We start from the raw sequence: 5,187 nt of genomic DNA on the forward strand, positions 1-5,187 counted from the left end.
ACTCTTAATCCATAGGTTGGAGGTTCGAGTCCTCCGCGGCCCACCAAACTTCTCCATATAAATTTAACTTTCTCGTAAAAACTCGCCGTCAGCCCAAGTTTGAGAATCATCGTTTCAAATTCGCTAGACATCCCTTTGCCCTTTGGACTAATCTCTTAAAGCCTTAGCCAAAGATCGGATTTTAGAGGAGGGACAAAAATGGGTATCTACTTTGAGAGGGCTGGCCGTGAGAATACCCCCCGGGTTATTTCCATCCTTAAGGCCACGGTTAAGGAACGAGGGATCAGACACGTGGTGGTGGCCTCTACCTATGGAGACACTGGTCTTATGGCTGCAGAGGCCCTTCAAGGGCTTCCGGTAAACCTAGTGGTTGTTACTCATAACGTGGGCTTTAAGGAACCCGGGGCCCTTGAACTTACTGATGAAACCCGGGCTCGATTAGAGTCTCTGGGGGCCAAAGTCCATACCGGAACAATGGTCATGAGAAATCTGGGAACAGCTATCCGGAAGAAGCTGGGCACCTCTGATCAAGAGATTATTGCCAACACCCTTCGGATCTTTGGTCAGGGGATCAAGGTCTGTTGCGAGATAGTGATGATGGCCGCCGATGCTGGGCTAATCCCACCTGAAGACGTCATCAGCGTAGCCGGTACTGGTAGAGGAGCAGATACCATGGCCATTATTAAGGCCATGCCTTCAAATATGTTTTTTGACTTAAAGGTTAGAGAGATCCTAGCCAAGCCAAGGGACTGGTAGATTAAAAAAACGAATTTAAGCGCTTTTTCTCCCAGTTCCAAGCGGTTTTGATGATAGTTTCCAGATCAGTAAACCGAGGACACCAACCAAGTTCTTTGGTGGCCTTTAAGCTTGAGGCTACTAGTATGGGAGGGTCTCCTGGACGGCGAGCTTCTATCTTCGTTGGGATCGGATGGCCGGTAATCTTTCGGGCACATTCAATAACCTCTTTTACTGAATAGCCCTGGCCGTTTCCCGGGTTGTAAATCCCTCCTGGATGTCCAGACATCAAGGCCTCCAGGGCCAGGATGTGGGCTTCACAAAGATCGTTTACATGAACATAGTCCCGAATACATGTTCCATCAGGAGTAGGGTAATCATCTCCAAAGATAGAAATGGTCTCCCGTTGGCCACTAGCTACCTGGAGGACACGGGGAATGAGATGGGTCTCTGGTTGATGCCATTCACCAGTTTACCCGGAGGAATCAGCTCCAGGAGCGTTAAAGTAACGAAGGGAAACATAAACCAGGCCAAGGCTCTCGCACAATGAGATAGCATGGCCTCAACGACCTTCTTGGTCTCCCCGTAGGGATTAACGGGCCTTAAAGGATGATCTTCAGGGATGGGAATCTCTTGAGGATTACCGTAGACAGCCGCCGTTGAAGAAAAAATAAAATATTTTATTCCGCATGAAAGCATCTCCTCCAGAAGGATGGCTGTTTTAGCAACGTTATTCTGCCAATAAGGAAAGAGGCTCCGAGATAGATTCTCCTACCAGAGAATAAGCCGCAAAGTGCATTACAGCCGAGATAGGATATTTTTAAAAATTCTTTTAAGGAGGGGGCGATCTCCAAGATCTCCAACAACGATATTTGTATCGGGAGAGAGCAGTTCCTTGTGGCCCCGGCTAAGATCATCTAAGACCACCAATTCTTGGCCCCGCCTTTTAAGAAGGCGGACCATGTGACTACCACATATAGCCTGCCCCACCGACAACAAGAATCATAGGCGGCTTTTAATCTAAAAGCCCCTCCTCATCAAGAAGCCTTTCCATGGTTTTCTGACTTCTGCGGAGCCTTTCTATAGCAATGGCCAAACGCAAGAGCTCATCTTTGACCTCTTTTTCTTCAAGGCCAGAGACCCCTAAATCAACATCCAGATCCCCAACGCTCATCATCTCTACCTTTTTATTGAGATCAGTAAGAGGAGAAATCAATTCAAAGCGAACCAGGACATAAAGGGCCAAAACAGCAATCAAAAAGAAGGCTGCATTCCAGACAGAAAAGGACCCGGAGAGAGCCTCCCAGAGGCCCTGCCCAGGTATGGTCACGGTAACCACCCCAATGGCCTCACCAAAGCGCAGGTAGGGCTTGGCTCCCTCTGCATGGTGGCAAGAAAGACAGCCCCTCTCTACCCTGATGAGCCTCTGGTACTCAAAGGAGCCCTGTCCATAAGACCACTTCTCCCCAGAGGGAGAAAGTTGGGGAAGAGGTCCATTAAGGTTAATCTCGATTCCTGAGACCCCAGTGACCTTAGCCAGGGCCTTAACAATATCTGGATCGTGGATTCGATAGAGAACGATCTCCTGGCCTTCACTGGAGGCTGTAGCCTTGAAAACTGGAGAAACCAAGGTTGCCTCCTGGGCCCAGAGCCCCCCTAAGGACTCGGCCAGACGAGGCGCTCCAATAAAATAGTTAGCCACGGCCCGGGCCCGATCGAGTAGCTCTTTTTGATGATATTTCTGAACAGTAATTGCTAAGCTTATGGCGGACAGACCGATCACCAACAAGAAAAAAAGGGCCACCTTGTTGGCCAGACTTATATTCCCAAGCTTCATGATCTCCTCCCGACCTCAAGAATTTCCTGGGCCTTTTTGATGACGCTTTTGCGCAACTTGGCCTCGGGGATCTCCGCTCCTAAAGCAAAAAGGAAATCCCTCACTCTGGTCGGAGCCAATCCATCTGGGCTGGCCCCAGCCTGTTTGAGGGCCCGTTTGACGAGGATCTTTGCCGCTGGACCATAATGTTGAGCTAAGACCTTAACCAATTCCCGCAATCTATCCAGCGGCAGGACCTCAGTGTCAGAGACAGGCGGAGCTGAGGGGGAATGTTTTTCCTCCTGGAATTTTTCCAGTTTAAGCATCAAAGCATTCAGAGCCACACAGACTATAGGGCTCGGTTCTGTAGTTTTGAGGAGGACATATAGTTTTTGGCCCCGGGCCTCTCTGACCACTAAGGACCCATTTTCAAAAAGGGCCACCAGCTCTTGGGGCGAGTCTTGGGAGCTTTCGCTAGCAAAGCCGGTTGAGATCTCTTCGATGGATTGGATCACCGACTCCAGAATCTCCTGGGTATAAAATTCAGGCAGATTGCGGGCCAGGATCTTTCCTTCCTTGCCGACCACAAAGGCCCCTAGGACCTCACTTAACTTGTTTAAACTGGCCAGAATTGCCTGCATCTCTTCTCTAAACTTCAAGGAGTTTTTTGCTCCACCTGAGAATGCCCTTTCGGGGAAAGGCCTTTAAGGCCACTGTCTTTGACCCTTTTTTCACCGCTGCCCAAAGGCTTTCTGAACCACCGATGGCAAACCCTTTAAGATCACCTAAGGCCAAATTTTCTCCTATTTCGGCCAGATTGAGGGAAACATAAGAGACCAGTCCTGAAAGGCTGTCTTTATCCCCTTCGCCCTTACTGGCGATAATGTTCCCGGCCTCATCAAGGAAGATGATCTGGCCGGCCTCGGGGAAGATCTCCTGAATCCGAGAAAGTTCATCCTCCTGTTGGGAAGATGATGTCGATTTGAGCTCGTCAAAATCGAAGAAAAGATCGGTCTCTTCTCTTTCGTCTTCTAAACGGGTGGCTTCAATAAGTAAGGCCTGAATGGGTCCATTAATATTGGGCCTTTCCGGCCAAAGAAGAGGGGGCCGAACTTCAAAGTAGCCACTTTTAAGAGTGAGGATCTTCTTCAGGGCATCAAGGCCTGAAAGTTCATCTTCTCCTAAAAATTCAACAAAGTAGGCCTCCTCCCCTTCAAGATAGATCCTCCCCTGCCCTTCAGCGGAGAAAATCTTTATTAGATGACGCCCCCCTTTTACAGCCAAGAGCTGAAGGACATCAGGGAGCGAAAAAGAGGCCAAGTCTCCCCTTATAGACGGGGCATCAAGGAGACTTTCTATAAGCTCTTTATCCCAAGGGCCGTCTGGAGAAATTACCAGACTCGCCCCTACGGATCGGGCTTCCTTTACCGAGATTCCTTGTTCATTCACCAGAATCCACGGCGGTAGGCCCTCCGAGGCTCTGAGGGGGATATCAGAAATTATTAAGGTTGCCTCAGAGACATCATCAGGAACCTTGGAGAGATGTTTAACCTCAAAGCCTGGAAAATTCTCCTTTAACCAGGCTTCAAAAGTGGAAAGCCTGTTTTCAGGGCTGATGAGCAGGATTTGAGGCATAGGAATTAACTCCTCTCCTGCCCTATTTTTCGGAAAAAGCCTCCAAAAACATCAATGGTCCTGTCCAAACCCTCTCTTCGACAACCAAAAGAAAGAAAAATCCTTTAGGTTAAGAAAAAGTTTTCCCAGTCCTGGCAAAAAGGAAAAATTTTTCTCCCTTACCGTTATCCAGAACAAGAAAATAAAGACTAATTAAAGACAGAATAAACTGTTTAAGGAATTTGGCCTTATTTTTGCTTTCTATTCAAAACAGTCTCGGTTTTATAGTTATAAGGAGGCAAATTTTATGGGGAAAAGGAATTTTATTTTGTCAAGTCTTTTAGGTCTTATGTTGATAGTCTTTCTTGTCTCCAGGGTCCAGGCCTTCTCGGTCAATGTCGACGGAGACCTTAGTGACTGGGGAGTGGTTCCCGGTACAGACTGGAGTCCTCTCTCTGGAGCCTTCTTCGCAGAAGAAGACAATGCTCCCAACAGTAGTGGTTACATCGGCCCGGGCTATGGCGACCAGCCCTATGATGTGGAGGCTCTCTATGTGACCTGGGATTCAGCCAAACTATATCTGGCTATTGTTACTGGATTTCCCCAAGAAGGACGTGATTACAACTCTCTCCACTTTGATGCCGGTGACATCGCCATCGATAAGGACACAAACGGAACCTACGACTATGCCTTTAGAATCGCTGGCCCTGAGGCTGGCAATCTCTATTCTGTCTCCTCTTGGGAAGACGTCTACTACAGCAGCCATGCTGAAGCCAATCCCTATCGTATGGATTCTGGAGTCTTGCTGGGTTCGGGCTTTTTAAGCTACGTTAAATGGAGTGGCTGGGATGATAACGATCTAGCCAGCCAGCGATATATCGTTGAGGTTGCCATTCCCTTAAGCCTTATGCCCTCACCTTTGGGCCATTTTACCGTCCACTGGACCGTAGAGTGCGGTAACGATTATCTTGATGTTCAGGCCATTCATACCCCGGAACCGGCCACCTTAATCCTTATTGGTA

Annotated in this window: 6 protein-coding genes and 1 pseudogene; 2 read left to right on the top strand and 5 right to left on the bottom strand. The window is 48.4% G+C overall.

Features of this window, described 5'->3' with window-relative positions; translation table 11 throughout:
- The first annotated feature begins 198 nt into the window (after window positions 1–198).
- Window positions 199–756: a pyruvate kinase alpha/beta domain-containing protein gene (locus tag ACXJJX_RS06130; protein WP_456433205.1), complete on the top strand. Its 558-nt coding sequence runs from the start codon at window positions 199–201 to the stop codon at window positions 754–756.
- A gap of 1 nt (window position 757) precedes the next feature.
- Here the strand turns inward: ACXJJX_RS06130 and ACXJJX_RS06135 are convergent, their stop codons facing one another.
- From ACXJJX_RS06135 to ACXJJX_RS06155, 5 genes and pseudogenes are all read right to left on the bottom strand, one after another.
- On the bottom strand, window positions 758–1,174 hold the full coding sequence (locus ACXJJX_RS06135; protein WP_456433215.1) for an NAD-dependent epimerase/dehydratase family protein: 417 nt from the start codon (window positions 1,172–1,174) through the stop codon (window positions 758–760).
- Window positions 1,153–1,698 (bottom strand): annotated as a pseudogene (locus ACXJJX_RS06140) (NAD-dependent epimerase/dehydratase family protein). Before ACXJJX_RS06140 ends, ACXJJX_RS06135 begins: the two are co-directional and overlap by 22 nt.
- A gap of 52 nt (window positions 1,699–1,750) precedes the next feature.
- The gene (locus tag ACXJJX_RS06145) at window positions 1,751–2,572 is read right to left on the bottom strand and encodes a hypothetical protein (protein WP_456433207.1); all 822 of its coding nucleotides are present in this window, start codon (window positions 2,570–2,572) and stop codon (window positions 1,751–1,753) included.
- Complete coding sequence (locus ACXJJX_RS06150; protein ID WP_456433209.1) at window positions 2,569–3,210, bottom strand: roadblock/LC7 domain-containing protein; 642 nt, start codon at window positions 3,208–3,210, stop codon at window positions 2,569–2,571. The genes ACXJJX_RS06145 and ACXJJX_RS06150 overlap by 4 nt, the downstream gene beginning before the upstream one ends.
- Complete coding sequence (locus ACXJJX_RS06155; protein ID WP_456433211.1) at window positions 3,200–4,186, bottom strand: DUF4388 domain-containing protein; 987 nt, start codon at window positions 4,184–4,186, stop codon at window positions 3,200–3,202. Before ACXJJX_RS06155 ends, ACXJJX_RS06150 begins: the two co-directional genes overlap by 11 nt.
- 286 nt (window positions 4,187–4,472) lie before the next feature.
- Here ACXJJX_RS06155 and ACXJJX_RS06160 point away from each other — a divergent pair.
- On the top strand, window positions 4,473–5,187 hold a 715-nt coding region (locus ACXJJX_RS06160; RefSeq protein ID WP_456433213.1), incomplete at its 3' end, for a hypothetical protein.

Source organism: Thermosulfuriphilus sp. (assembly GCF_054026695.1).

What these genes read in the sequence shown, in the direction of transcription:
- ACXJJX_RS06145 (WP_456433207.1), bottom strand. Translation starts at nt 2,572, where the DNA reads ATGAAGCTTGGGAATATAAGTCTGGCCAACAAGGTGGCCCTTTTTTTC.
- ACXJJX_RS06130 (WP_456433205.1), top strand. Translation starts at nt 199, where the DNA reads ATGGGTATCTACTTTGAGAGGGCTGGCCGTGAGAATACCCCCCGGGTT.
- ACXJJX_RS06155 (WP_456433211.1), bottom strand. Translation starts at nt 4,186, where the DNA reads ATGCCTCAAATCCTGCTCATCAGCCCTGAAAACAGGCTTTCCACTTTT.